The sequence below is a fragment of the Streptomyces sp. Ru62 genome (assembly GCF_002920615.1).
Classification (GTDB): domain Bacteria; phylum Actinomycetota; class Actinomycetes; order Streptomycetales; family Streptomycetaceae; genus Streptomyces.
In genome coordinates this window covers 202,798-227,101 of record NZ_PQSU01000011.1, presented here as the reverse complement: position 1 = coordinate 227,101, position 24,304 = coordinate 202,798, and the positions used below count along the sequence as shown (strand labels likewise).

General features: G+C 72.5%; 22 protein-coding genes. 13 read left to right on the top strand and 9 right to left on the bottom strand.

From position 1 onward, the window contains the following. Nucleotides 1–17: 17 nt before the first annotated feature. Complete coding sequence (locus tag C3492_RS17220; RefSeq protein ID WP_028420262.1) at nucleotides 18–311, bottom strand: MTH1187 family thiamine-binding protein; 294 nt, start codon at nucleotides 309–311, stop codon at nucleotides 18–20. Continuing rightward, the gene (locus C3492_RS17215; RefSeq protein WP_030992282.1) at nucleotides 308–652 is read right to left on the bottom strand and encodes a DUF3817 domain-containing protein; all 345 of its coding nucleotides are present in this window, start codon (nucleotides 650–652) and stop codon (nucleotides 308–310) included. The genes C3492_RS17220 and C3492_RS17215 overlap by 4 nt, the downstream gene beginning before the upstream one ends. Nucleotides 653–805: 153 nt before the next feature. Here C3492_RS17215 and C3492_RS17210 point away from each other — a divergent pair, with 153 nt between their 5' ends. The 4 genes from C3492_RS17210 to C3492_RS17195 all read left to right on the top strand — a co-directional run bounded on the left by C3492_RS17210 (nucleotide 806) and on the right by C3492_RS17195 (nucleotide 3,465). Next, nucleotides 806–1,438 (top strand): AIM24 family protein, encoded by a 633-nt coding sequence (locus C3492_RS17210; RefSeq protein WP_103812628.1) that lies wholly within the window; start codon nucleotides 806–808, stop codon nucleotides 1,436–1,438. 1 nt (nucleotide 1,439) lies between these two features. Then, nucleotides 1,440–2,090: an AIM24 family protein gene (locus C3492_RS17205; protein ID WP_030656171.1), complete on the top strand. Its 651-nt coding sequence runs from the start codon at nucleotides 1,440–1,442 to the stop codon at nucleotides 2,088–2,090. Beyond that, nucleotides 2,087–2,896 (top strand): AIM24 family protein, encoded by an 810-nt coding sequence (locus C3492_RS17200; protein ID WP_103812627.1) that lies wholly within the window; start codon nucleotides 2,087–2,089, stop codon nucleotides 2,894–2,896. The genes C3492_RS17205 and C3492_RS17200 overlap by 4 nt, the downstream gene beginning before the upstream one ends. A gap of 92 nt (nucleotides 2,897–2,988) precedes the next feature. Continuing rightward, nucleotides 2,989–3,465, top strand: a complete 477-nt coding sequence (locus tag C3492_RS17195; RefSeq protein ID WP_103812626.1) for a MarR family winged helix-turn-helix transcriptional regulator — start codon at nucleotides 2,989–2,991, stop codon at nucleotides 3,463–3,465. Between the two features lie 353 nt (nucleotides 3,466–3,818). Here the strand turns inward: C3492_RS17195 and meaB are convergent, their stop codons facing one another. Next, nucleotides 3,819–4,775 (bottom strand): methylmalonyl Co-A mutase-associated GTPase MeaB, encoded by a 957-nt coding sequence (meaB, locus tag C3492_RS17185; RefSeq protein ID WP_103812625.1) that lies wholly within the window; start codon nucleotides 4,773–4,775, stop codon nucleotides 3,819–3,821. A gap of 63 nt (nucleotides 4,776–4,838) precedes the next feature. After that, nucleotides 4,839–6,047, bottom strand: coding sequence for an acetyl-CoA C-acetyltransferase (locus C3492_RS17180; protein WP_181140411.1), 1,209 nt, complete (start codon nucleotides 6,045–6,047; stop codon nucleotides 4,839–4,841). A 149-nt stretch (nucleotides 6,048–6,196) separates the two neighbouring features. On the opposite strand from C3492_RS17180, the gene mce reads away from it, so the two are divergent. The 3 genes from mce to C3492_RS17165 all read left to right on the top strand — a co-directional run bounded on the left by mce (nucleotide 6,197) and on the right by C3492_RS17165 (nucleotide 12,067). Further along, a complete protein-coding gene (gene mce, locus C3492_RS17175) occupies nucleotides 6,197–6,637 on the top strand; it encodes a methylmalonyl-CoA epimerase (RefSeq protein ID WP_030656158.1) in 441 nt (146 codons plus the stop codon). 206 nt (nucleotides 6,638–6,843) lie between these two features. Continuing rightward, nucleotides 6,844–10,944, top strand: a complete 4,101-nt coding sequence (gene scy, locus C3492_RS17170) for a polarized growth protein Scy (RefSeq protein WP_103812623.1) — start codon at nucleotides 6,844–6,846, stop codon at nucleotides 10,942–10,944. Nucleotides 10,945–11,131: 187 nt separating this feature from the next. Beyond that, nucleotides 11,132–12,067, top strand: coding sequence for a cellulose-binding protein (locus C3492_RS17165; protein WP_014675036.1), 936 nt, complete (start codon nucleotides 11,132–11,134; stop codon nucleotides 12,065–12,067). Between the two features lie 63 nt (nucleotides 12,068–12,130). Here C3492_RS17165 and C3492_RS17160 read toward each other — a convergent pair whose 3' ends face one another. Beyond that, nucleotides 12,131–13,660 carry a PQQ-like beta-propeller repeat protein gene (locus tag C3492_RS17160; RefSeq protein ID WP_258055741.1) on the bottom strand — a complete coding sequence of 510 codons (1,530 nt, stop codon included), beginning with the start codon at nucleotides 13,658–13,660 and terminating at the stop codon, nucleotides 12,131–12,133. A 100-nt stretch (nucleotides 13,661–13,760) separates the two neighbouring features. Between C3492_RS17160 and C3492_RS17155 the strand changes: the two genes are divergently transcribed. The 4 genes from C3492_RS17155 (at nucleotide 13,761) to C3492_RS17140 (ending at nucleotide 17,905) form a co-directional block, all read left to right on the top strand. Next, nucleotides 13,761–14,714, top strand: a complete 954-nt coding sequence (locus C3492_RS17155) for an ABC transporter ATP-binding protein (RefSeq protein WP_103812622.1) — start codon at nucleotides 13,761–13,763, stop codon at nucleotides 14,712–14,714. Nucleotides 14,715–14,718: 4 nt separating this feature from the next. Then, nucleotides 14,719–15,492: an ABC transporter permease gene (locus tag C3492_RS17150; RefSeq protein WP_103812621.1), complete on the top strand. Its 774-nt coding sequence runs from the start codon at nucleotides 14,719–14,721 to the stop codon at nucleotides 15,490–15,492. A 131-nt stretch (nucleotides 15,493–15,623) separates the two neighbouring features. Further along, complete coding sequence (locus C3492_RS17145; RefSeq protein WP_103812620.1) at nucleotides 15,624–17,042, top strand: ABC transporter ATP-binding protein; 1,419 nt, start codon at nucleotides 15,624–15,626, stop codon at nucleotides 17,040–17,042. Next, nucleotides 17,039–17,905, top strand: coding sequence for an ABC transporter permease (locus C3492_RS17140; RefSeq protein WP_103812619.1), 867 nt, complete (start codon nucleotides 17,039–17,041; stop codon nucleotides 17,903–17,905). The genes C3492_RS17145 and C3492_RS17140 overlap by 4 nt, the downstream gene beginning before the upstream one ends. 40 nt (nucleotides 17,906–17,945) lie before the next feature. Here the strand turns inward: C3492_RS17140 and C3492_RS17135 are convergent, their stop codons facing one another. Next, nucleotides 17,946–18,278, bottom strand: coding sequence for an ATP/GTP-binding protein (locus C3492_RS17135; RefSeq protein ID WP_103812618.1), 333 nt, complete (start codon nucleotides 18,276–18,278; stop codon nucleotides 17,946–17,948). Nucleotides 18,279–18,500: 222 nt separating this feature from the next. Between C3492_RS17135 and C3492_RS17130 the strand changes: the two genes are divergently transcribed. Then, a complete protein-coding gene (locus C3492_RS17130) occupies nucleotides 18,501–19,529 on the top strand; it encodes an LLM class flavin-dependent oxidoreductase (RefSeq protein WP_103812617.1) in 1,029 nt (342 codons plus the stop codon). 119 nt (nucleotides 19,530–19,648) lie between these two features. Here C3492_RS17130 and C3492_RS17125 read toward each other — a convergent pair whose 3' ends face one another. Next, a complete protein-coding gene (locus C3492_RS17125) occupies nucleotides 19,649–20,041 on the bottom strand; it encodes an SCO5389 family protein (protein WP_103812616.1) in 393 nt (130 codons plus the stop codon). A 275-nt stretch (nucleotides 20,042–20,316) separates the two neighbouring features. Between C3492_RS17125 and nucS the strand changes: the two genes are divergently transcribed. After that, complete coding sequence (nucS, locus tag C3492_RS17120; RefSeq protein ID WP_103812615.1) at nucleotides 20,317–20,988, top strand: endonuclease NucS; 672 nt, start codon at nucleotides 20,317–20,319, stop codon at nucleotides 20,986–20,988. Nucleotides 20,989–21,136: 148 nt separating this feature from the next. Here nucS and C3492_RS17115 read toward each other — a convergent pair whose 3' ends face one another. Together C3492_RS17115 and C3492_RS17110 are read right to left on the bottom strand one after the other, a co-directional pair. Further along, the gene (locus tag C3492_RS17115) at nucleotides 21,137–23,755 is read right to left on the bottom strand and encodes an ATP-binding protein (RefSeq protein ID WP_103812614.1); all 2,619 of its coding nucleotides are present in this window, start codon (nucleotides 23,753–23,755) and stop codon (nucleotides 21,137–21,139) included. Between the two features lie 223 nt (nucleotides 23,756–23,978). Further along, entirely contained in the window at nucleotides 23,979–24,302 is a 324-nt protein-coding gene (locus C3492_RS17110; protein ID WP_030656141.1) for an STAS domain-containing protein, read from the bottom strand. Nucleotides 24,303–24,304: the final 2 nt, after the last annotated feature.

Here is a 24,304-nt window from a genome sequence, read left to right as displayed (position 1 = left end):
TTCGGCCGGCGGCCGCGCTACCGGGCGAGGTGCCGTTCGACGGTCTCCACCTTGGACGTGAGCCCGTCGGTCACGCCGGGGCGGATGTCGGCCTTGAGGACGAGCGAGACCCGCGGGGCGCGCGCCTCGACGGCGGCGACGGCGCGCTTGACGACGTCCATGACCTCGTCCCACTCGCCCTCGATCGAGGTGAACATGGCGTCGGTGCGGTTGGGCAGGCCCGACTCGCGGACCACGCGCACGGCGTCGGCGACGTACTCCCCCACGTCCTCACCGACGCCGAGGGGCGTCACGGAGAAGGCGACGATCATGCGTTCACGACCCCTTCCTTGCGGGCACGGGCGGCGATGACGGCGTCCTCGGCCTCGCGGCGCAGCTTGCGCTCGGCGAAGAAGCCTCCGGTCGGCAGCACCGAGAGGACGAAGTAGAGGGCCGCCGTCCGCAGCGGCCACTTGGCGCGGTTCCAGGCGTCCGCCCAGAAGATCACGTAGAGGATGAAGAGGACGCCGTGGACCCCGCCCATCACGGGGACCGCGTTGAAGTCCGTGGTCCGCTTCAGCACCGAGCACAGGAGCAGGATCAGGAAGGACACGGCCTCCGGGGCCGAGACCAGTCGGAGACGGCGGAGGGCGGTGGCGGTCTTGATGTCCACGGGTCACCTTCGGTGGGAGAGTCGTTTGTGAACGCACGCACAAGCGTTCCCCCATTGTGGCAAACCGCGCCCTCAGGGGTCCGCTCAGGGTGGGTCTCCACCCATGGGCCCTGTTCCGTCCACCCGCCCGGCCGCTACTTTCACAGCGTGGCGATGTTCCGGCTCCAGGGGAGCAAGGTCCTCGCCGTCGACATGACCGGGGACGCCGTGAAGGCGAAGAACGGCTCGATGGTCGCGTACGACGGGCAGATGGCCTTCAAGAAGCTGAGCGGTGGCGGCGAGGGGCTGCGCGGGATGGTGACCCGGCGGCTCACCGGTGAGCAGATGACGGTGATGGAGGTGAAAGGCCACGGGACCTGCTGGTTCGCGGACCGGGCGTCCGAGATCAACCTGGTGAGCCTCCAGGGCGACAAGCTCTACGTCGAGGCGGGCAACCTGCTGGCCACGGACGCGGGGCTCAGAACGGGCACGACGTTCACGGGCCTGCGCGGGGCCTCGCAGGGCAACGGCCTGTTCACGACGACCGTGGAGGGCCACGGCCAGGCGGCCATCGTCTCGGACGGGCCGGCGGTCGTGCTCCGGGTCACCCCGCAGTACCCGCTGATCGTCGACCCGGGCTCCTATGTGGCCCACCAGGGCGACGTCCGGCAGTCCTTCCAGTCCGGTGTGACGTTCCGCACGCTCCTCGGGGAGGGCGGCGGCGAGGCCTTCCAGATCCGCTTCGAGGGCGACGGACTGGTGTACGTGCAGCCGAGCGAGCGGAACACGATCGCGGGGGACCTGTGAGATGACCTTCCGAGAGATCAACTCCAAGATGGTCGAGGCGACGGTGGCGCCGGGGCAGCGGCTGTTCAGTCAGCGCGGCGCAATGCTCGCCTACAAGGGGGACGTGTCCTTCACGCCCAACGTCCAGGGCGGCCAGGGCGGGCTGATGTCGATGATCGGGCGCCGGGTGGCGGGCGAGGCGACCCCCCTGATGACCGTGGAGGGCAGCGGCACGGTCTTCTTCGGGCACGGCGGCCACCACGTCCATGTGATCACCCTCGCCGGCGACACGCTCTACGTCGAGGCGGACAGGCTGCTCGCCTTCGAGGGCACACTGCGGCAGGGGACGATGTTCATGGGCTCCCAGGGCGGGGTCATGGGCATGGTGCGGGGCCAGGTCACGGGTCAGGGCCTGTTCACGACGACGCTCCAGGGACAGGGCGCGGTGGCCGTGATGGCGCACGGCGGCGTCTTCGAGATCCCGATCACCCCGCAGCGCCCGGTCCACGTCGACCCCCAGGCCTACGTCGCCCACCACGGCGACGTCCGCAACAAGCTGTCCACCGCGCTCGGCTGGCGCGACATGGTGGGCCGGGGCTCCGGCGAGGCCTTCCAGCTGGAGCTGAGCGGCAACGGCACGGTGTACGTCCAGGCGTCGGAGGAGAAGCTGTGAGCACCTACGGAACTCCGGGCGCCGGGCCGGTCGTGCACGACCCGGTGACGCTGCCCGCCGACGACAACGTGAACAAGTACACCTTCTGTGTGGAGCTGAAGGGCGGGCAGTGGTTCCTGCAGAAGGGGAAGATGATCGCCTACTACGGGACGATCGAGTTCAACGGCATCGGACACGGGCGACTCGACCGACTTGTCCGCACGTCGTTCCATTCGCCACTGCACGCGAGCGACTGGGTCGTGGCCGAGGGCTCCGGCAAGATGCTGCTGGCCGACCGGGCCTTCGACGTCAACTCCTACGACCTGGACGACGGGAACTTGACCATTCGCGCGGGCAACCTGCTCGCTTTTCAGCCAAGTCTCGCGCTCAAGCAGTCGATCGTGCCGGGTTTTCTGACCCTTATCGGAACCGGAAAGTTTGTGGCGGCATCTAACGGGCCGGTGGTGTTCATGGAACCTCCGATCCGGGTCGACCCTCAGGCGCTCGTCGGGTGGGCCGACTGCCCGTCCCCGTGCCATCACTACGACCACGGGTACCTGACGGGTGTACTGGGCGGTCTACGTGCGATGACGGGCCTCGGCGGGGTCTCCGGGGAGGAGCACCAGTTCGAGTTCGTGGGCGCCGGGACGGTCCTGCTGCAGTCGACGGAGACCCTTATGGCCGAGGCGGCCACGGGGGCGGTTCCTCCCGAACCGGGGGTGCCGGGTGGTGGCGGAACGGCGCCGAGCGGACACGGTCCGCAATCGTCGGGCGTACCGCGCCTTCCCGGACAGCTGGGGGACCTCCAGCGTCGCTTCGGGCTGTGAGCGGTAGTCTGCGGAGTGTGACGTCGAACGCGTGCGCACTGTCACACCACCCGAAGTAGTTCGTCATTCAACTTCTTAGGTAGACTTCATTCATGGAGACCGAGACGGCCACGCGCTGGCTGACCGATGCGGAGCAGTGCGCTTGGCGCACCCACCTGGAGGTCAACAGGCTGTTGACGTACCAGCTCGAAAAGGATCTGCAGCCGTTCGGCCTGACAATGAACGACTACGAGATCCTGGTGAACCTGTCCGAGTCGGAAGACGTGCGGATGCGGATGAGCGACCTCGCCTCCGCGACGATGCAGTCCAAGAGCCGGCTCTCGCACCAGATCACGCGTATGGAGAACGCGAACCTGGTGCGCCGCGAGAACTGTGACACGGACCGGCGGGGACTGTTCGCCGTGCTCACGGATCACGGCATGGAGACGATGAAGAAGGTCGCGCCGCACCATGTCGCATCGGTGCGCCGGCACTTCATCGATCTGCTGTCGCCGGACGCGCTGATGGAACTGGACAAGGCACTGAAGCCCATCGCCGAGCATCTGCGGGGGCAGCGGGGACGCCCCTGAGCCGGACTCGTCGGCTCAGGGTGCGGTAGCCGGGCGGGGATGGGCGCGCTTACCGGCGCCGACCGGGCGCAGCGCCCACCCTTGCCGTCCCCGCACAGGGGCACCGGCAGTCGGCCGGTCACCAACCCGGCCGCCGCCCCGCCGAGCTTCCCGCGCTCACCGCCATGTTCACCATGCCCCGGCCCGCGTACGGGCACTCTCCGAGGCCGATGCGTCGGCCCCGGAGGCCCGTCGGCAGGGCCGGGGCGATGAACGCTCCCGTGCAGCCCATGGTCGCCGCAAGGGTCCCCGGTCGGGGGCCAGGCCGCGGCCGCGAGCACGACGGTGCCGGGGACGGCGTAGGACCCGCCTCCTCAGCCCTCCGTCAGCCCCGCGACCAGTTCGTCCGCCGCGCGGTACGGGTCCAGTTCGCCGGTGACGATGCGTTCGGCGAGGGCGCTGAGGCGGCGGTCGCCGTGCAGGTCGCCGATGCGTTCGCGCAGGGCCGTGACCGCGATGGTCTCCACCTCGCGGGCCGCGCGGGCCTTCCGGCGCTCTGCGAGGATCCCGCGCTCCTCCATCCAGGCCCGGTGCTTCTCCAGGGCCTCCACGACCTCCTCGACGCCCTCCGCGCGCGCCGCGACCGTCTTCACGATCGGCGGGCGCCAGTCGCCGGGGCCCCGGGCCTCGCCGAGGCCCAGCATGTGGTTCAGCTCGCGGGCGGTGGCGTCGGCGCCGTCCCGGTCGGCCTTGTTGACGACGTACAGGTCACCGATCTCCAGGATTCCGGCCTTCGCCGCCTGGATGCCGTCGCCCATGCCGGGGGCCAGGAGGACCACGCTGGTGTCCGCCTGGGAGGCGATCTCCACCTCCGACTGGCCCACACCGACCGTCTCGACCAGGATCACGTCGCAGCCGGCCGCGTCCAGCACCCGGATGGCCTGCGGGGCGGCCCAGGCCAGGCCGCCGAGGTGCCCGCGGGTCGCCATGGAGCGGATGTAGACGCCGGGGTCCGAGGCGTGCTCCGACATCCGGACCCGGTCGCCGAGCAGGGCGCCGCCGGAGAACGGCGACGAGGGGTCGACGGCCAGGACGCCGACCCGTTTGCCCTGCTTGCGGTACGCGGTGACGAGCGCGGAGGTGGAGGTGGACTTGCCGACGCCCGGCGAGCCCGTCAGGCCGACCACGTACGCGTTGCCGGTCAGCGGGGCCAGCGCCGCCATGACCTCCCTCAGCTGCGGGGACGCCCCCTCCACGAGGGAGATCAGCCGGGCCACGGCCCGCGGCCGGCCTTCCCTGGCCTGGGCCACCAGAGAGGAGACGTCCTGCATCACAGCTCCGTTCAGTTCACCACGTACCGGACACCGGCGTACCGGAAACAGATCCTCGGGGTCTCAGGCCTTCGGTACCCGCACGATCAGCGCGTCACCCTGGCCGCCGCCGCCGCACAGCGCCGCCGCGCCGACGCCGCCGCCGCGCCGCTTGAGCTCCAGCGCCAAGTGGAGCACGAGCCGGGCGCCGGACATACCGATCGGGTGACCCAGCGCGATCGCGCCGCCGTTGACGTTCACCTTTTCCGTGGACACGCCGAGGTCCTTCATTGACTGCACGGCGACGGCGGCGAAGGCCTCGTTGATCTCGATGAGGTCCAGGTCGGAGACCTCCAGGCCCTCCTTCTTCAGGGCGTGCAGGATGGCGTTCGAGGGCTGGGACTGCAGCGAGTTGTCCGGGCCGGCCACATTGCCGTGCGCGCCGATCTCGGCGAGCCAGCTCAGGCCCAGCTCCTCCGCCTTGGCCTTGCTCATCACGACCACGGCCGCCGCACCGTCCGAGATCTGCGAGGAGGAGCCGGCGGTGATCGTGCCGTCCTTGGCGAAGGCCGGGCGCAGCTTGGCCAGGGACTCGGCGGTGGTGTCGCCGCGGATGCCCTCGTCCTTGCTGAACAGCACCGGCTCGCCCTTGCGCTGCGGGATCTCCACCGGGGTGATCTCGGCCTCGAACAGGCCGTTCTTCTGGGCGGCGGCGGCCCGCTGGTGCGACAGGGCGGCGATCTCGTCCTGCTCGGGGCGCTTGATGCCGAGGCGGGTGTTGTGCTTCTCGGTGGACTCGCCCATCGGGATGTTCTCCCACGGGTCGGTCAGGCCGTCGTAGGCCATCGCGTCGAGCATCTGGACCGCGCCGTACTTGTACCCTTCGCGGGTCTTGGGCAGCAGGTGCGGGGCGTTGGTCATGGACTCCTGGCCGCCCGCCACGACGATGTCGAATTCACCCGCGCGGATCAGCTGGTCGGCGAGGGCGATGGCGTCGAGGCCGGAGAGGCACACCTTGTTGACGGTCAGCGCCGGGACGTTCATCGGGATGCCGGCCTTGACGGCGGCCTGGCGGGCCGGGATCTGACCGGCGCCGGCCTGGAGCACCTGGCCCATGATCACGTACTGCACCTGGTCGCCGCCGATCCCCGCACGGTCGAGGGCGGCCTTGATCGCGAAGCCGCCCAGGTCGGCTCCGGAGAAGGACTTCAGCGAGCCCAGCAGCCGCCCCATGGGCGTCCGCGCGCCCGCGACGATCACCGAGCTGGTCGTTCCAGAAGATCCAGAAGACATGAGGTGCGATCCCCTTCCAGCTGCACACAGCCGAGGAGTGAACGAGGGTTTACTTCGAATGTACTGAGCGGTTGGACATGGCGTCACCGGCCCGCCGGTGTGATCGCGCGCACGTTGCGTAACCATCCGGGGAGCGCTGCACTGAATCCATGCTGACGCGAATCGACCACATCGGGATCGCCTGCCACGACCTCGACGCGACCGTCGAGTTCTACCGGGCCACGTACGGCTTCGAGGTGTTCCACACCGAGGTCAACGAGGAGCAGGGCGTGCGGGAGGCCATGCTCAAGATCAACGAGACCTCGGACGGCGGCGCCTCCTACCTCCAGCTGCTGGAACCGACCCGCGAGGACTCGGCGGTCGGCAAGTGGCTGGCGAAGAACGGGGAGGGCGTCCACCACATCGCCTTCGGCACGGCGGACGTCGACGGGGACGCCGCGGACATCCGCGGAAAGGGCGTCCGGGTGCTGTACGACGAGCCACGACGGGGCTCGATGGGGTCACGGATCACCTTCCTTCACCCCAAGGATTGCCATGGCGTTCTGACAGAACTGGTCACTTCGGCCCCTGTTGAGTCACCTGAGCACTGACCCCCGTACATAAGGGCCGGTAGGGTTGGGGGCGGTCGTCCCTGAAACGGGGACGGCCGCATGCCGGGGTCCGGGTTTCGGGGGACGAGCGTCGGGGCAGCAGCCCGTGCTCCGCCGTCTGTCTGACACCATTCCCCGGGGGCCCCGTTCGGCGGATGGACGGAGCTCGTTGGAGAAGCTGACCAGGGGACGGATGGGACCGCGCAGTGCGGGGCTACGAGAGCCAGGAGCGAGAGCCGGCGGCTGACGTCGACCACCTCTCTCGGTTCGAGGCCGAGATGAAACGGCTGAGGACCGAGCGCGAGAAGGCGATCCAGCACGCCGAGGACCTCGGCTACCAGGTCGAGGTGCTGCGCGCCAAGCTGCACGAGGCGCGGCGCACCCTCATGACCCGGCCCGCCTACGACGCGGGTGACATCGGGTACCAGGCCGAACAGTTGCTCCGCAACGCCCAGATGCAGGCCGAGCAGCTGCGCCAGGACGCCGAGCGGGAGCTGAGCCAGGCCCGCGCGCAGACCCAGCGCATCCTCCAGGAGCACGCCGAGCAGGCCGCGCGGCTCCAGGCCGAGCTGCACCAGGAGGCGGTGACCCGGCGCCAGCAGCTCGACCAGGAGCTGGCCGAGCGCAGGGCCACCGTCGAGTCGCACGTCAACGAGAACGTGGCCTGGGCCGAGCAGCTGCGCGCCCGCACCGAGCAGCAGGCCCGCCGGCTGCTGGAGGAGTCCCGCGCGGAGGCCGAGCAGGCGATGGCCGCCGCCCGCGCGGAGGCCGAACGGCTGACCCGGGAGGCCCGGGAACGGCTCCAGAGCGAGGCCGAGTCGGCGCGCGCGGAGGCCGAGCAGATCCTGCGCCGGGCCCGCACGGACGCCGAGCGGCTGCTGAACGCGGCCTCCACGCAGGCGCAGGAGGCCACCGAGCACGCCGAGCAGCTGCGGACGGCCACGGTCACCGAGTCCGACGCGGCGCGCCGGCAGGCCGCCGAGCTGAGCCGGGCCGCCGAGGAGCGGATGACGGCGGCCGAGGAGGCGCTGCGCAAGGCGCAGGCCGAGGCCGAGAAGGTGGTCACGGAGGCGAAGGAGGCCGCCGCCAAGGCCCTCGCCACCGCCGAGGCCGCCAACGAGACGCGGACGCGCACCGCCAAGGAGCAGGTGGCCCGGCTGGTCGAGGAGGCCACCAAGGAGGCCGAGCAGACCAAGTCCGAGGCCGAGCAGCTGGTCGCGGACGCCCGCGCCGAGGCCGAGAAGATCGTCGCCGAGGCCGCCGAGAAGGCCCGCTCGATCACCGCCGAGGAGACGGCCACCCAGCTGTCCAAGGCGGCCAAGACCGCCGAGGACGTGCTCAACAAGGCGTCCGAGGACGCCCAGAAGACCACCAGGGCCGCCGCCGAGGAGGCCGAGCGGATCCGTTCGGAGGCCGAGGCCGAGGCGGACCGGCTGCGCGCCGAGGCGCACGACATCGCCGAGCAGCTCAAGGGCGCGGCGAAGGACGACACCAAGGAGTACCGCGCCAAGACGGTCGAGCTGCAGGAGGAGGCCCGCCGGCTGCGCGGCGAGGCCGAGCAGCTGCGCGCCGACGCGGTCGCCGAGGGCGAGTCGATCCGTGCCGAGGCCCGCCGGGAGGCGGTGGCGCAGATCGAGGAGGCGGCCAGGTCCGCCGAGGAGCTGCTGGCCAAGGCCAAGGCGGACGCCGACGAGCTGCGGCAGACCGCGACCGCCGACAGCGAGAAGGTCCGCACCGAGGCCATCGAGCGGGCCACCGGCCTGCGCCGGCAGGCCGAGGAGACCCTGGAGCGCACCCGCAAGGAGGCCGAGCGGCTGCGTGCCGAGGCCGCCGAGCAGGCCGAGACGGTCCGGTCGGACGCCGAGAAGGCCGCGCGGGAGCTGCGCGAGGAGACCGAGAAGGCCGTCGAGTCCCGTCGTGCCGAGGCCGCCGAGGAGCTGAGCCGGCTTCAGACCGAGGCGCAGGAGCGGCTGGCGTCGGCCGAGCAGGCGCTGACGGACGCCCGCGCCGAGGCGGCCCGGATCCGCCGGGAGGCCGCCGAGGAGACCGAGCGGCTGCGTGCCGAGTCCGCCGAGCGGATCCGTACGCTCCGGCAGCAGGCCGAGGCCGAGGCCGAGCGGCTGCGGGACGAGGCCGCGTCCGACGCGTCCGCCTCCCGGGCCGAGGGCGAGGCCATCGCCGTACGGCTGCGGTCCGAGGCGGCCGCCGAGGCCGAGCGGCTGAAGGCGGAGGCCCAGGACACCGCCGACCGGGTGCGCGCGGAGGCGCAGGCCGCCGCCGAGCGCCTCGGCACCGAGGCGTCCGAGACGCTGGCCGCCGCGCAGGAGGAGGCCGCCAGGCGCCGCCGCGAGGCCGAGGAGCTCCTCGGCGCCGCCCGCGAGGAGGCCGACCAGGAGCGGCAGCGGGCCCGCGAGCAGAGCGAGGAACTGCTGGCCTCCGCGCGCAAGCGCGTGGAGGAGGCGCAGGCCGAGGCCACCCGGCTGGTGGAGGAGGCCGACCGGCGCGCCACCGAGATGGTCGCCGCCGCCGAGCAGCACGCGCAGCAGGTGCGGGACTCCGTCGCCGGGCTGCACGAGCAGGCGCAGGAGGAGATCGCCGGGCTGCGCTCGGCCGCCGAGCACGCGGCGGAGCGTACCCGCCGGGAGGCCGAGGAGGAGGCGGACCGGGTCCGCGCCGACGCCTACGCCGAGCGGGAGCGGGCCAGCGAGGACGCCTCGCGGATCCGGCGCGAGGCGAACGAGGAGTCGGAGGCCGCGAAGGCGCTGGCCGAGCGGACGATGACGGAGGCCGTCGCGGAGGCCGAGCGGCTGCGCGCGGACGCGGGCGAGTACGCCCAGCGGGTGCGCACCGAGGCGTCGGACGCGCTGGCCGAGGCCGACCAGGCGGCGGCCCGCACCCGTGCGGACGCCCGCGAGGACGCCAACCGCATCCGCTCCGACGCGGCCACCCAGGCCGACACCCTCATCACCGAGGCCCGCAACGAGGCCGAGCGGCTCCAGACCGAGACGCTCGCGGAGGCCGAGCGGCTCCAGACGGAGACCGCCGCGGAGGCCGAGCGGATCCGCACGGAGGCGGCGGAGACGCTCACCGAGGCCACCGAGGCGGCGGCCCGCACCCGTGCCGACGCCCGCGAGGATGCCAACCGCATCCGCTCCGACGCGGCCACCCAGGCCGACACCCTCATCACCGAGGCCCGCAACGAGGCCGAACGGCTCCAGACGGAGACGATCGCCGAGGCGGACCGGGTGCGTACGGAGGCGCTGGGCGAGGCGGACCGGGTCCGTGCCGAGGCCGTCGCGAGCGCCGAGCAGTTGCTCGGGGAGGCGACCGACGAGGCCGAGCGGCTGCGGGCCGAGGCGGCCGAGACCGTCGGTTCGGCGCAGGCGCACGCGGAGCGGCTGCGGGCCGAGGCCGAACGCACGAGGACGGAGGCGCGGGCGGAGGCCGAACGGCTCGTCAACTCCGCGCGCCAGGAGGCCGAGCGGACCCTGGACGAGGCCCGCAAGGACGCCAACAAGCGGCGTTCGGAGGCGGCCGAGCAGGTCGACAAGCTCATCACGGAGACCACGGCCGAGGCCGACAAGCTGCTCACCGAGGCGCAGCAGCAGGCGCTGAAGACCACCGCGGACGCCGAGTCGCAGGCCGACACGATGGTCGGCGCGGCCCGCAGCGAGGCCGACCGGATCGTGTCCGAGGCCACCATCGAGGGCAACTCGCTGGTGGAGAAGGCCCGGACGGACGCGGACGAGCTGCTGGTCGGCGCCCGCCGGGACGCCACCGCGATCCGGCAGCGCGCGGAGGAGCTGCGCGACCGCATCACCGCCGAGATCGAGGAGCTCCACGAGCGGGCCCGCCGCGAGGCCGCCGAGACGATGAAGTCCACCGGCGACCGCTGCGACGCGCTCATCAAGGCCGCCGAGGAGCAGCTGGCGAAGGCCGAGGCGAAGGCCAAGGAGCTGGTGTCGGACGCCAACTCCGAGGCGGGCAAGGTGCGGATCGCCGCGGTGAAGAAGGCTGAGGGGCTGCTCAAGGAGGCCGAGCAGAAGAAGGCCAGCCTCGTCAAGGAGGCCGAGGAGCTGAAGGCGGAGGCGATCCGCGAGGCCCGGCGCACGGTCGAGGAGGGCAAGCGGGAGCTGGAGATCCTGGTGCGCCGGCGCGAGGACATCAACGCCGAGATCTCCCGGGTCCAGGACGTGCTGGAGGCGCTGGAGTCCTTCGAGGCTCCCACGGCCGGCAAGGACACCGGAGTCAAGGCGGGCGCCACGGTCGGTGCCCCCCGTTCGGGTGGCAAGTCGTCAGACAGCTAGCGTAAGAGGTACTTTCGGGTGTCTTCTGGGGGCTTTGCCCGACTCCTTGGCAAGCCGTCCGACGGTCAGCCACCCAAATGGGGTGCCATTCTCCAGATCAAAACCGTATCTGCTCGATGACACACCGCTTCGGCCCCTAGGATTCCCCTTATCACCTCACTCACCGGTCTCATTCGACAGGAACCCCATGAGCGACACTTCCCCCTACGGCTTCGAGCTTGTGCGGCGTGGATACGACCGCGCTCAGGTGGACGAACGTATCTCCAAGCTCGTCTCCGACCGTGACAGCGCTCTCGCCCGCATCACCGCCCTGGAGAAGCGCATCGAGGAGCTGCACCTCGAAACGCAGAACGCCCAGGCCCAGATCACGGACGCCGAGCCGTCGTACGCGGGTCTCGGCGCGCGGGTCGAGAAGATCCTGCGCCTGGCCGAGGAAGAGGCCAAGGAGCTGCGTGAGGAGGCCCGGCGGGCGGCCGAGCAGCACCGCGACCTCGCCGAGTCGGCGGCCCAGCAGGTCCGCAACGACGCCGAGTCGTACGCGGCCGAGCGCAAGGCCAAGGCCGAGGACGAGGGCGTCCGGATCGTCGAGAAGGCCAAGTCCGACGCGGCCCAGCTGCGTGCCGAGGCGCAGAAGGACGCGCAGTCCAAGCGCGAGGAGGCGGACGCCCTCTTCGAGGAGACCCGCGCCAAGGCCGCGCAGGCCGCCGCCGACTTCGAGACGAACCTGGCCAAGCGCCGCGAGCAGTCCGAGCGCGATCTGGCCTCGCGTCAGCAGAAGGCCGAGAAGCGCCTCGCCGAGATCGAGCACCGGGCCGAGCAGCTTCGCCTGGAGGCGGAGAAGCTGCGCACCGACGCCGAGCGCCGCGCCCGCCAGACGGTGGAGACCGCCCAGCGCCAGGCCGAGGACATCGTGGCCGACGCCAACGCCAAGGCCGACCGGATCCGTTCGGAATCCGAGCGTGAGCTGGCGGCGCTCACCAACCGCCGCGACAGCATCAACGCCCAGCTGACGAACGTCCGCGAGATGCTCGCCACGCTGACCGGTGCCGCGGTGGCCGCGGCCGGCACGTCGACCGACGACGAGCCGATCTCCCGGGGCGTTCCCGCGCAGCAGTCCCGGTAGGTCCGGGTAGGCGTACGACCCTGAGGGGCGGTGGGACCGGGTCCCGCCGCCCCTTCGCCTTGCCTAGCGCAGGCCGTATAAGGGTGGTTCCTTCGTGCCGTCGCCGTTGACGACGATCCAGGTGCCGTCCGCGCGCAGCAGTTGGGTGCCCCCGGCCAAGCGGTTGGTGGTGACCATGACGCCGTCGTCCTCGCCGATCCGGTCCCCGTCGGCGGTGTCGAAGGTCCACAGCCGGCCGTTCGGCCCGAGTACGGCGACCCGGCGGGGGCCGGTGGAGACCAGCCCGGCGACCCCGTCGACGCCGGTGCGCCACAGCCGCCGTCCGTCGCCGAGGGAGTAGGCCGAGACGTGGTCGGCGTCGTGGCCGCCCGGCTTCTGGGTGGCGACGACGAGGGTGTTCCCGCTGACCGTCGCCGGCAGCGCGGGCCGTGCCGTGAAGTCGTCACCGCCGACCTGGCGGAGCATCAGGTCCTCGTCGTCGGTGGAGAGCGGGATGCGCACCGGGTCGCCGTCGCCGTCGGGGTGGGCGAGGACGGCCTCGACACCGCGTTCGTCGCGCTCCGCCAGCAGCAGGGTGAACGGTTCGGCGGAGAGCACCATGGCCGTGTCGACCGGGCTCTCCACGGGCAGCGCCCGGCTGCCGCGCTGCTTGCCGGTGGCGCCGTCCAGGGTCACCACCCGTCCGCCGTCCTTCTCCTGGGCCTGGCAGGTGACCACGACCCGTACGGTGCCGCCGGCCGCGGAGACGACGTTCGGCGAGCATGTCCCGTCGGCCTTCGTCCCGCGCAGGTCGGTGGTCCAGCGCGGCCGGCCGTCGGTGAGGCCGTACGCCCGCACCCCGGTGTCGGTCAGCGCGAGGGCCACGTCGCCGTCGGCCGCGAGCAGGCTGTCGCTGCCGGAGGTGAAGGCGGAGACGCCCTTGATCTTCCGCTCCCACAGCGTGCGGCCGGTGCGGGTGTCGACGCCCCACACGGTGTCACAGGGCTTGTCGTAGCGGGCGAAGGCGACCAGGCCGACGCCGCCCGCGACGCCCTCGCTCATCCCGCACACCGACTCGCGCACCGGCGCCCGCAGCGTCCAGCGGCGGTCGCCGTCGTGGGCGTCGTAGGCGGCCAGCGCGTCGCTGCGCACCCGGACCACGGTCGAGCCGTGCTCGCCCACGGTCCACACGCCCTCGGCCCGGACGCCGGACGGCCGGTCCCGGTCGGCCTGCCAGGCGAGGTCGAGCACCGGTCCGCGCATCCAGAGGTACGCCTGCCACCCGGGCCACAGGGCGAGCAGCACGCCGGTGACGGCGAGGACGGCGGGTACGGCCTTGCCGGGGCGCCGGTCGGTGAAGCTGCCGATGGTGACCAGGAGGGCGAAGTAGCCGGCGAAGGTGAGCGCGAACGCCAGAATGAGGGTGGGTGTGGTGCCGTCGGGGCAGGGCCGGTACCGGCCGCCGCAGGAGCCGCCCGGGATGGACGTCCAGCCCAGGGCGTGGAACTCCACCGCGAGCCCGGCCGCCGCACCGGCGGCCACCACCGCGAGACCCGCCCGCACCCCGCGCCATCGCGTGCGCGGTCTGCCGTCCTGGACCACCGTCTCCCCCACCGTGTCCCGCCCCCGGCGCCCCCCGCGCCGTCCAAGGGGGCTGGAGCATACCGCGCCCGCTCAAGTGGCAGCCGCCCCGAGCCCGTCTTAGCGTGGCCGCATGATCGAGCTGGACGGGCTGACCAAGCGGTACGGCGAGAAGGTGGCGGTCGACCACCTCACCTTCACCGTCCGGCCGGGCATCGTGACGGGGTTCCTCGGGCCCAACGGCGCCGGGAAGTCCACGACCATGCGGATGATCCTCGGGCTGGACCGCCCCACCGCCGGCGACGTCCGGATCGACGGCACGCACTACGACCGGCTCAAGGACCCGCTGACGTACATCGGCGCGCTGCTGGACGCCAAGGCCGTGCACGGCGGCCGGAGCGCCTGGAACCACCTGCTCTGCCTGGCGCAGAGCAACGGCATCCCCGAGCGCCGGGTGGCGGACGTCCTGGAGACCGTCGGGCTGACCGCCGTGGCCCGGAAGAAGGCCAAGGGGTTCTCGTACGGCATGGGGCAGCGCCTCGGGATCGCCGCCGCGCTGCTCGGGGACCCGCGGATCGTGATGTTCGACGAACCGGTCAACGGTCTCGACCCGGAGGGCATCCACTGGATCCGGAACCTGATGAAGTCGCTGGCCGCGGAGGGCCGGACGGTGTTCGTGTCGAGCCATCTGATGAGCGAGATGGCGCTGACGGCCGACCATCTGGTGGTCATCGGGCAGGGACGGCTGCTCGCGGACACCTCCATGGCCGACTTCATCCGGACGAACTCGCGGTCGTACGTGCGCATCCGCTCCCCGCAGCGCGAGCGGCTGCTCGACGTGCTGCACCAGGCCGGGATCACGGTCGTGGAGGCGGGCGGCGGGGCGCTGGAGGTGGAGGGCGGCAAGGCGGAGCAGATCGGCGAGCTGGCCGCTCGGTACGGGCTCGTGCTGCACGAGCTGAGCCCGCGGCAGGCCTCGCTGGAGGGGGCGTTCATGCAGTTGACGGCGGAAGCGGTGGAGTACCACGCGCAGGCCGGTCCGGGTCCCGTACCGCAGGACTGGGGCGCCGGCTGGAAGGGGGCCTGACACCATGGCGGCCGTACAGGTCATCCGGTCCGAGTGGACCAAGATCCGGTCGGTGGCGTCCACGGTGTGGACCCTGTCGCTGGCCGTGGTGGTCACCGTCGCCCTCGGGATGCTGATCTCCGCGCTGTCGAACCGGCAGTTCGCGAACATGCCCGCGCGGGAGCGGCTCTCCTTCGATCCCACGGCCGTCAGTTTCGCGGGCATGACCCTCGGCCAGCTCGCGATGATCGTGTTCGGAGTGCTGGTCGTCTCCACCGAGTACAGCACCGGCATGATCCGGGTCTCGCTGGCGGCCGTGCCCCGGCGCGGCACCTTTCTGTTCGGCAAGGTCGCGGTGGCCGCCGCGCTCGCGCTCGCCGTCGGCATGGTGACGAGCTTCGCCGCCTTCTTCCTCGGTCAGGCCATGCTCGGCTCCCACCGGACCGCCATCGGCGACCCCGGCGTGCTGCGCGCGGTCTTCGGCGGCGGGCTGTACATGACCCTGATCGCGGTGTTCTCCATGGGCGTCGCCGCGATGCTGCGCTCGCCGATGCTGTCCCTCGGCATCCTGATGCCGTTCTTCTTCCTGATCTCCAACATCCTCGGCAACGTCGACGCGACCAAGAAGGTCGGCCGCTTCCTGCCCGACCAGGCCGGCAGCAGGATCATGCGGGTGGTGCCGCGCGTCGCCGACGACACGCCCTACGGCCCCTGGGGCGGGCTCGGGATCATGGCGCTGTGGGTGGTCGCCGTGCTGGCGGGCGGCTACCTCCTCCTCAAGCGCCGGGACGCCCAGTAGACCCGGCCGTCACGTGCCGTAGTGCTCTGGCTTTACTTTCTTTTGGGCGGAACCGTCAGCGCCTCGATATCCTCCTAACCCTTACGGGGGCGTGTGCCCCGCTGTCCTGAACCTTTCGATGGGTGCGGAGCATGATCGAGGCTGTCGGCCTGACCAAGCGCTACGGCGACAAGACCGCCGTGTACAACCTTTCCTTCCAGGTGCGGCCAGGAGCCGTGACCGGCTTCCTCGGGCCGAACGGCTCGGGCAAGTCCACGACGATGCGGATGATCCTCGGGCTGGACAACCCCACATCCGGGTCGGTCACCATCGGCGGCCACCCGTACCGCAAGCTGCCCAACGCCCCCCGGCAGGTCGGCGCGCTGCTCGACGCCAAGGCCGTGCACGGCGGCCGGAGCGCGCGCAACCACCTGCTGAGCCTCGCCCAGCTCTCCGGCATCCCGGCCCGGCGCGTGGACGAGGTGCTCGGCGTGGTCGGCCTCCAGGACGTGGCCAAAAAGCGCTCCAAGGGCTTCTCGCTCGGCATGGGCCAGCGCCTCGGCATCGCCGCCGCGCTGCTCGGCGACCCGCAGGTGCTGCTCTTCGACGAGCCGGTCAACGGCCTCGACCCCGAGGGCATCCTCTGGGTCCGCAACCTGATGAAGGCCCTCGCCGCCGAGGGCCGTACGGTCTTCGTCTCCTCCCACCTGATGAGCGAGATGGCGCTGACCGCCGACCACCTCATCGTCATCGGGCGCGGACAGCTCCTCGCCGACATGAGCGTGCGGGACTTCATCTCGGCCAACTCGGCCGACTTCGCGCGCGTGCGCACGCCGGACACCGAGCCGCAGCTGCGCGAGAAGCTGACCTCCGCGCTCACGGAGGCGGGCGGGCACGTGCTCCCCGAGCAGGACGGCGCGCTCCGGGTCACCGGACTGCCGCTGCCCCGGATCAGCGACCTCGCGCACGAGTCGGGCGTCCGGCTGTGGGAGCTGTCCCCGCACCAGGCCTCGCTGGAGGAGGCGTACATGCGGATGACGCAGGGCGCCGTGGACTACCGCTCGACCATCGACCAGAAGGCGGGTCTCCAGCAGCCGCTGCCGCCCGGCGTCCAGCCGCCGATGCCGGTGCCCGGCCAGGGCCAGCCCGGCTGGTACGCCCCGCCGTCGCCCCAGCAGGGCGGCCAGCCCTTCGGGATGCCTCCCGCGGGCCCGTACGGCGGCGCACCTTCGGCCGGGTACGGCGCTGCGGGCACGGCACCGGGTGCGGCGCCCGGTGGCGCGGCGGGGGCGGCCAACCCCTACGCGCAGCCGAGCCCCCAGGCGCAGCCGCCGGCACCGGCCCAGCCGGCCGGGCAGGCACCGCAGGCTTCCTCCGCCGGTCCGGCGCCGCAGGACCAGCCGCCCGCCTTGGTCAAGGCCACTCCGGCGGCCCCGGCGAGCGCCGCCGCCCCGCAGGCCCCCGCCGCCCCGCCCGCCCCGCAGCAGGCACCCGCGGCCCCCGCCACGAGCCCGGCCGCCGCTCCCGCCTCCGCCCCCGCCGACCCGACCCAGCCCGAGGACGCCCGATGAGCACCCACCAGCCCCCCATGCCGCAGGCTCCGGCCGCCGCGCCCGGCGGGCCGTACCCCGGCTACACCTCGCCCATCCCGGTCGTGCGCACCCACCTGGGGCACGCGCTGGCCTCCGAGTGGACGAAGATCAGGTCGGTGCGCTCCACGATGTGGACGATCGGCGTGTTCGTCCTGCTCGTCGTCGGCATCGGCCTGCTGACCGGCGCGCTGGTCGAGGCCAACTCCGACTCCACCAGCCTGTCCGGCGAGAACCCGCTGTCGTTCGGCTTCTTCGGCCTGCTCCTCGGCAGCATCTGCATCATCACGCTCGGCGTGCTGACCACGGCGTCGGAGTACGGCACCGGCATGATCCGGACGACGATGACCGCCTGCCCCAGCCGGGCCCGCGTGCTCGCCGCCAAGTCGATCGTGTTCTTCGCGCTCGCCTTCGTCGTCACCCTGGCCACCTCCGGCTTCGTGGCCATGGTCCACGCGTCCCTGCTGGGGAACACCGGCGCCCGCACCCCGACCGGCGGTGACTGGTTCAAGGCCACGGTCGGCATCAGCCTCTACATGGCGCTGCTCGGCCTGCTCTCGCTGCTCATCGGCTCGGTCATCCGGCACTCCGCGGGCGCCATCACCATCATGATCGGCGTGGTGCTCGCACCGCTGGTGCTCGCGCTGTTCATGGTGACGGAGTCGCTGGACAAGCTGCGCCAGTGGCTCTTCGAGTACTCGATCCCGAACCAGCTGAGCGTCTTCTACGCCAACTCGCTGACCGAGTCCGGCCCGTCCGGCTGGGACCCGCTGTGGATCATGATCGGCCTGACGGCGGCGGTGTACGCGGGCGCGTACGCGCTGCTCCAGAACCGGGACGTGTGAGGGCCGGGACGTGCAAGAGCCGGGACGGTAGCCGCACGGCTCAGAACCTCGGCGCGTTACGGGACCGCTGCACCCGCGTGGTGCGGCGGTCCTTCGCGTTCCAGCAGGCCTTGTGCCAGTGCCGGCGGTCGTCGACGCCCGCGTACTCCGGCCAGGCCACCACGTGCGGGACACCGGAGGGGATGAGCTGGTCGCAGCCCGGGCAGCGGTAGGTCTTGCCCCCCGCGCCGGCCCCGGCGACATGGCGCACGCTCCACTCCTCGCCCTGCCAGCTCTCCGTGGACTGCCAGCCGCCGTACCGGCCGGCGGGGTCGTCCTCGGCGCTCCGGCCCGACGATCCGGCTGCCTTCGGTCGGTTGCGACGCGGGGACACGGGACACCTCTCGGGGCTATACAGGAAGCACGGCTCCATCCAGCCTACGCGCCATCGAGACGGGTACGCGTAGGGAACCAACCCGTACAAGTCCCCCTCCCCCGCGACCCATTCTGCAGACAATCCGCAAATCTCTTCGCCCAGGCCGTGTCCTGGGCACGTGTCAGACGGTTATGCCGGGTGGGGGAGCTCCGGGTCGGAGCCAAGGAAGCAGGAAATGCGATGCACGTAGGAAGTTTTGTGCTGGCGGCCCAGTTCCCGGGCCAGGGCCCCGGGGAGGCCCTGCACCGGGCCGTCCGCTCGGCGGAGGTCGCCGAGCAGTCCGGGCTGGACGCGGTCTGGCTCGCCGAGCACCACTTCGTGCCCTACGGCACATGCCCGTCCGCCGTCACCCTGGCCGCGCTGCTGCTCGGCCGCACCCGCCGCGTCCGGGTCGGCACGGCCGTCAGCGTACTGCCCACGGCCCACCCGGTCGCCCTCGGCGAGCAGGCCGCGCTGCTGCACCTGACCAGTGGCGGGCGGTTCACGCTGGGCGTCGGGCGCGGTGGCCCCTGGGTGGACCTGGAGGTGTTCGGCGCGGGACTTCAGGCGTACGAACACGGGTTCCCGGAGTCGCTCGATCTGCTGCTGCGCTGGCTGAGCGAACCGTCCGTGGCGGCCTCCGGGGAGCGGTACTCCTTCCGCGAGGTGCCGGTCGTCCCCCGCCCGTCGGAGGCCCTGACGGACACGCCGGGCCCCGAGGTCGTCCTCGCCTGCACCTCACCGGCGAGCGTACGGCTGGCCGCGGAGCGCGGGCTGCCCATGCTGCTCGGCATGCACGTCGGGGACGAGGAGAAGGCCGAGATGGTCGCCCTGTGGCGGCGCTGCGCCCGCGCGGCGGGCCGGCCGACCGAGGAGATCGCGGGCGCCGCCCATGTCTCCGCCGGGGTCTGCCAGCTCGCCGACCGGCGCACGGACGCGGTGGAGACGCTGCTGAAGGCGATGCCCGGCTGGCTGCGGCAGGGCCTGGACGCCCATGTGACGGTGGACGGACGGGCGCGCGCGATGCGCGACCCGTACGCCTACACCGAACTGCTCTGCGGACTGCACCCGGTGGGCACCCCGCGGCTCGCCGCCGACCGGCTCGCGGCGACCTCCGAGCGCACCGGCATCTCCCGCTTCGCCCTCCTGGTGGAGGGCTCGGGCGACCTCGCGGCCACGGAGGAGAACCTACGGCGCCTGGGCGCCGAGGTGCTGCCCCAGCTGCGCTGACCGGCCTCCCACGCGCAAGCCACCTGGGGGGCTTGCCGCCCCGGTCCTCAATGCACCTCCCCCGGCGGGTGGAGCGGCAAGCCGGCGGCTGTCCGTCTCGGCCGTGCCGGAACCGCGCGTCAGCAGTCCCGGAGCTCCGGCGACTGGTTCAGCAACTGGCTGCGCACCGACGTGAAGCGGGCCAACGTGTCGTCCACCGAGGCGTCCAGCGGGAACACCGCCACGCGGTGGCAGTTCTGGAAGGCCAGCCGCACACCGAAGTGCCGCTGCAACGCGCCGCGTATCGCGTCACTCGCGAGCGCACGCAGCAGCTGACCGCGCGCCTGCTCGTCCGGCGGGGGCGTCTGGTTGTCGGCGAAGGGTCCGCCGTCCACCTTCAGCTGGGCCACCAGGGAGCTGATCATCTCCCATGCGTAGGGCAGGGAGGTCCGGACGCAGTCGACGAATGCTGCTTCGTCGACCTCGCCTCGCTCGGCCTGTTCGAGTAGGGCCGGTGAGACGTCGAGCGACATGGGTTCTCCTCTCGCACCCCCGAAGAGCAGGGGTTGCCGGACAGATAAGGGAGTTCGCGATTTCGAACACGCTCGGTACAGGGGCCGCAACCTCCCGTACCTACGGTAGGCAACGGTCGGTGACCACACCAGCAGAATGCGTATATGAACCGATCCCGTTACGCCCACAATCGGCCAGGGATGAACAAGAGTTTCAAGGGACAAATGGTGCGATCCACTGGGAGCTGGGCGGACGGATCGCGAGCACCGGCGGGCTTCGAGTAGCGTTGCCGACCATGCGTCTCGTCATTGCCCGCTGCTCGGTCGACTACGCCGGCCGGCTCACCGCCCATCTGCCCTCGGCCCCGCGACTGATCCTGGTCAAGGCGGACGGCAGCGTCTCCATCCACGCCGACGACCGGGCCTACAAGCCGCTCAACTGGATGTCGCCGCCCTGCACGCTGAAGGAGGGCACGGGCGAGGACGAGGGCGTGTGGACCGTCGTCAACAAGGCGGGCGAAAAACTGATCATCACGATGGAGGAGATCCTCCACGACTCCTCGCACGAACTGGGTGTGGACCCGGGTCTGATCAAGGACGGCGTGGAAGCGCACCTCCAGGAACTGCTCGCCGACCGCATCGAGACGCTGGGCGACGGGTACACCCTCATCCGCCGCGAGTACATGACGGCGATCGGCCCCGTGGACATCCTGTGCCGGGACGCGGACGGCCAGACGGTGGCGGTCGAGATCAAGCGGCGGGGCGAGATCGACGGTGTGGAGCAACTGACGCGCTACCTCGACCTGTTGAACCGCGACCCGCACCTGGCCCCGGTCCGCGGCATCTTCGCCGCCCAGGAGATCAAGCCCCAGGCCCGCGTCCTCGCCACCGACCGCGGCATCAACTGCCACATCCTGGACTACGACGCCCTGCGCGGCATCGAGGACGACAAGCTCCGTCTGTTCTAGCGGCGCGCTCCGCTCGTCCCGCTCCACCGTCCTTCCTGCCTGCCGCCCGCTCCCTCTCCGCCGCCCGCTTTCCCGCCGCGACGGCGCTCGCCCACCGCGGCGGGGACCGGCGGTGCCGAACCGGCCTGAGAGCGTCGGGCACCGCCGGTCACATCAGCGTGCCGGTCGTCCCCGGGGCCGTTTCCGATGCCGATGCGCTGCTCGACGTCCCCCCGGCGGAGCCGTCCGTGCCGCCTGTCGTCGTGCCGCCGGTGTCGCCGCCCGTGGTGCCCCCGGTGCCGCCACCCGTCGAGCCGCCGCTCGTCGTGCCGTCCGTACCGCCGGTGCTCCCGGTGGTGTCGCCCGTCGTGCCGGTCGAGCCGCCGGTTCCGCTCCCACCCGTGGTCGTACCGCCGGTCGTCGTACCGCCCGTCCCGCCGCTCGTCGAGCCGCCGGTCGTCGAACCGCCGGTCGTCGAACCGCCTGTGGAGCCGCCCGTGGAGCCGCCGGTCGTACCGCCCGTCGTCCCACCGGTCGAGCCGCCGGTCGTGCCCCCTGTCGTACCGCCGCTCGACCCTCCCGGCTTCGGTGACTTGGACGGTGAGCCGGAAGAGGAGTGGGGGCCGGAGGGCTCGATGCTCTCCGACGGGCGCGACGGGGCGGCGGGCGGTGCCGGGTCGTCCGCCGTGCCGTACGTGCCGTCGGGCCCCGGTGACGTGGGCCGGCTGCCGGCCGAACCGGTGTCGCCGGTGTCCGTCGGCCCCGTGCCCGGGCCGCCGTCGTCGATGTCCTGACCGGCGGACGGGTTGGCGTCGACCTTGCCGGCCGGGTTGCGGCCCGCGTCGTCGGGGGAGGTCATGCCGAGCGTGACGACCGTACCGAGCACGGCGGCGAGCAGCGCGCCGGAGCCGGCCGCCACCAGGTTGCGCCGGGCCAGGCGCCGGATGCCGCCCCGCGGGAGGGGCGCGGGAACCCGCTGGGTGACCGCGGTCTCGTACGGCGCCGGCGCGCGCTCCTCCTGCCGTACCTCCGCCGGCTCCTCCCCCACGGCCACCGGCGGGAGCCCGGGCGCCTCGCCCGCGCGGTCGGCGAGCAGGGCCAGGGCGCGGCGGCCGGCGACCGTGCCCCGCTTGTCGGCGAGGGCGCCGCGCAGCCCGCTCGACGCCTCCAGTTCGGCACGGGCCCGGTCGAGTTGGCCGGTGCAGAGCGCGAGTATGCCCAACTCGTGGTGGAAGTAGGCTTGTTCGGTCACCTCGCCGGACAGCCGGGAGGCTTCCGCGCCCGACCGCAGGGCCCGCTCCCAGGCACTCCAGTGGAGCCCGGCGGCGAAGGCCGGCGCGGCCGTGCGGGCCAGCCGTACCGCGCCGCTCTCCTCGCCCTCGACGGGCGGCGTCGCCCGCGGAACGACGGCGGCGAGCGCGGCGAGGACCGCGTCGGCCTCCGCGCACACCCGCTCCGGGGTGACGGAGGGGTGGCCGGCCCACCAGGCGTAGTGCTGGGCCGCGGTGTCGGCGTGGCCGGGGGCGTCGTCGGCGTACCCGGCGGCCTCCAGCTGGGTCTGCACGCCGGCCGCGAGGCGGTAGCGGGAGCCGACCGGCGAGACCAGGCCGCAGCTCGCCAGCTCGCCGAGGGCGGCGTCCGCGTGGGTGTCGCCGACCAGCGCGGGCAGGTGCGCCTGGTGGGGTACCTCACCGCCGAGGGCGACGGCGAAGCGGAGGGTGGCGCGGGCGGAGGCGCTGAGCCGGGAGGCGAGCAGCGGGGCGGGGGCCGCGGCCTCGCCGAGGGAGGGCAGCGGGACCTCGTCCTCCAGGTCCAGGGGCGGGTCGGCCGGCAGGCGCACGTCCTCGAAGACGCCGTACTCGTCGACCGCGCCCGTGCTGGCCCGCAGTTGGTCGCGCTGCCGGAGCAGGGCGCCGGCCTGGACGAACCGCAGCGGCAGCCCCTCGGACTCGAACCAGAGGTCGCCGGCCCAGTTGGCCTCCTCCTCGGTGAGCACCCGGCCGACGGTCCGCTCCAGGATCTCCACGCCGGCGGCGCGGTCGAGGCCGCCGAGGAAGACCTCCTCGACCTCGGACCCGGCGGAGGGCGCGGGCACGTCGGGGGTGGCGGCGAACAGGAACGCGCACTCTGGGGTGGCGTCGAGCAGTTCGTCCAGGGCGGCACCGCCGAACTCCAGGTCGTCCAGGACGACGACCGCGCCGATCTCCTGGGCGCAGGCGAGGAGTTCGTCCCGGTCGGGGCGGTACCGGGGGGCGTCGTGGACGGCGTGGAAGAGGTCGTGCAGGAGGTCGCCGGCCGTGCGGTGGAAGCCGCTGAGGCGGACCACGCCGTCGGGGGCGAGGTCCAGGCAGTCCTCGGCGACCAGGTCGAGCAGGGCGGTGCGGCCGGAGCCGGCCGGGCCGGTGAGCCGGACCGAGCGGCCCCGGGCCAGGAGACGGACCAGGCGTTCGCGTATGTCCTGGCGTTCCAGCAGGGAGAGCTCCGGCTGGGCGGGGCCGGGCGGCACGGGCGGCAGGGCGGCGCGTTCCGTCCCGGCACGCTCGGCGGCGGTGCGCTTGCGGGGCCTGCCGGGGAGCTCGGCCGGCGGGCAGGGCTCTATCTCGCTGCCGTCGACCGGATTGACCGTGAGCTGCAGGTCGCCGGTGACGAGCTGGGCCATGCGGGCGGGCACGGCCGGGCCCGCGGCGAAGTCGGAGCCGAGGGAGTCCCGGGGCGGGCGGCGGCCGTGCGCCTGGCCGTGTTCTTCGGAGCCCGGGTTGACCGGGTCGATCGGCTCGATCGGGTCCATGGGTTCAAGCCCCCCAAAAGCGTCGTGTGCCCGTGTTTGCGGCCCCTCCCGGCCTTGTCGCACACCGCGCTGTCGCTTCTGGTCCGGGCCCGCTCGGTCGAGGGTTGCGAGGCGGCGGGCGACCGCACCCTAAACCTTTCCCCAGTGTCGCCGACAGGGCGGGGTGCCGTGCGGTCCGAGACGTCACGGTCTTGTGAGGATTGCGTGCCTCGCTCCCCGTACGTCACACCCGGGGCAGCGACTCCACCCCGATGCCGCCCTCGATGGCGAGGATGCGGTGCAGCCGGGTCGCCACCAGCAGACGCTGCATCTGCGGGGGCACGCCCCGCAGCACCAGACGGCGCCCGCAACGGCCGGCCCGCCGGTGGGCACCCATGATCACCCCGAGTCCGGTGGCGTCCCAGGAGTCCAGTTCGGACAGGTCGAGCACCAGGTCGCCGACTCCGGTGTCGACGGCCGAGTGCAGGGCCGTACGGGCGTCCGCCGCGCTGCGGACGTCGAGGCGGCCCCCGACGACCAGCTCGGCGTGGTCGCCCCTGATGTACATAT

What these genes read in the sequence shown, in the direction of transcription:
- C3492_RS17145 (WP_103812620.1), top strand. Translation starts at nt 15,624, where the DNA reads ATGATCGAGGCTGTCGGCCTGACCAAGCGCTACGGCGACAAGACCGCC.
- C3492_RS17110 (WP_030656141.1), bottom strand. Translation starts at nt 24,302, where the DNA reads ATGTACATCAGGGGCGACCACGCCGAGCTGGTCGTCGGGGGCCGCCTC.
- C3492_RS17140 (WP_103812619.1), top strand. Translation starts at nt 17,039, where the DNA reads ATGAGCACCCACCAGCCCCCCATGCCGCAGGCTCCGGCCGCCGCGCCC.
- C3492_RS17180 (WP_181140411.1), bottom strand. Translation starts at nt 6,047, where the DNA reads ATGTCTTCTGGATCTTCTGGAACGACCAGCTCGGTGATCGTCGCGGGC.
- C3492_RS17155 (WP_103812622.1), top strand. Translation starts at nt 13,761, where the DNA reads ATGATCGAGCTGGACGGGCTGACCAAGCGGTACGGCGAGAAGGTGGCG.
- C3492_RS17125 (WP_103812616.1), bottom strand. Translation starts at nt 20,041, where the DNA reads ATGTCGCTCGACGTCTCACCGGCCCTACTCGAACAGGCCGAGCGAGGC.
- mce (WP_030656158.1), top strand. Translation starts at nt 6,197, where the DNA reads ATGCTGACGCGAATCGACCACATCGGGATCGCCTGCCACGACCTCGAC.
- meaB (WP_103812625.1), bottom strand. Translation starts at nt 4,775, where the DNA reads ATGCAGGACGTCTCCTCTCTGGTGGCCCAGGCCAGGGAAGGCCGGCCG.
- nucS (WP_103812615.1), top strand. Translation starts at nt 20,317, where the DNA reads ATGCGTCTCGTCATTGCCCGCTGCTCGGTCGACTACGCCGGCCGGCTC.
- C3492_RS17165 (WP_014675036.1), top strand. Translation starts at nt 11,132, where the DNA reads ATGAGCGACACTTCCCCCTACGGCTTCGAGCTTGTGCGGCGTGGATAC.
- C3492_RS17195 (WP_103812626.1), top strand. Translation starts at nt 2,989, where the DNA reads ATGGAGACCGAGACGGCCACGCGCTGGCTGACCGATGCGGAGCAGTGC.
- C3492_RS17130 (WP_103812617.1), top strand. Translation starts at nt 18,501, where the DNA reads ATGCACGTAGGAAGTTTTGTGCTGGCGGCCCAGTTCCCGGGCCAGGGC.
- C3492_RS17220 (WP_028420262.1), bottom strand. Translation starts at nt 311, where the DNA reads ATGATCGTCGCCTTCTCCGTGACGCCCCTCGGCGTCGGTGAGGACGTG.
- C3492_RS17205 (WP_030656171.1), top strand. Translation starts at nt 1,440, where the DNA reads ATGACCTTCCGAGAGATCAACTCCAAGATGGTCGAGGCGACGGTGGCG.
- C3492_RS17210 (WP_103812628.1), top strand. Translation starts at nt 806, where the DNA reads ATGTTCCGGCTCCAGGGGAGCAAGGTCCTCGCCGTCGACATGACCGGG.
- C3492_RS17150 (WP_103812621.1), top strand. Translation starts at nt 14,719, where the DNA reads ATGGCGGCCGTACAGGTCATCCGGTCCGAGTGGACCAAGATCCGGTCG.
- C3492_RS17115 (WP_103812614.1), bottom strand. Translation starts at nt 23,755, where the DNA reads ATGGACCCGATCGAGCCGATCGACCCGGTCAACCCGGGCTCCGAAGAA.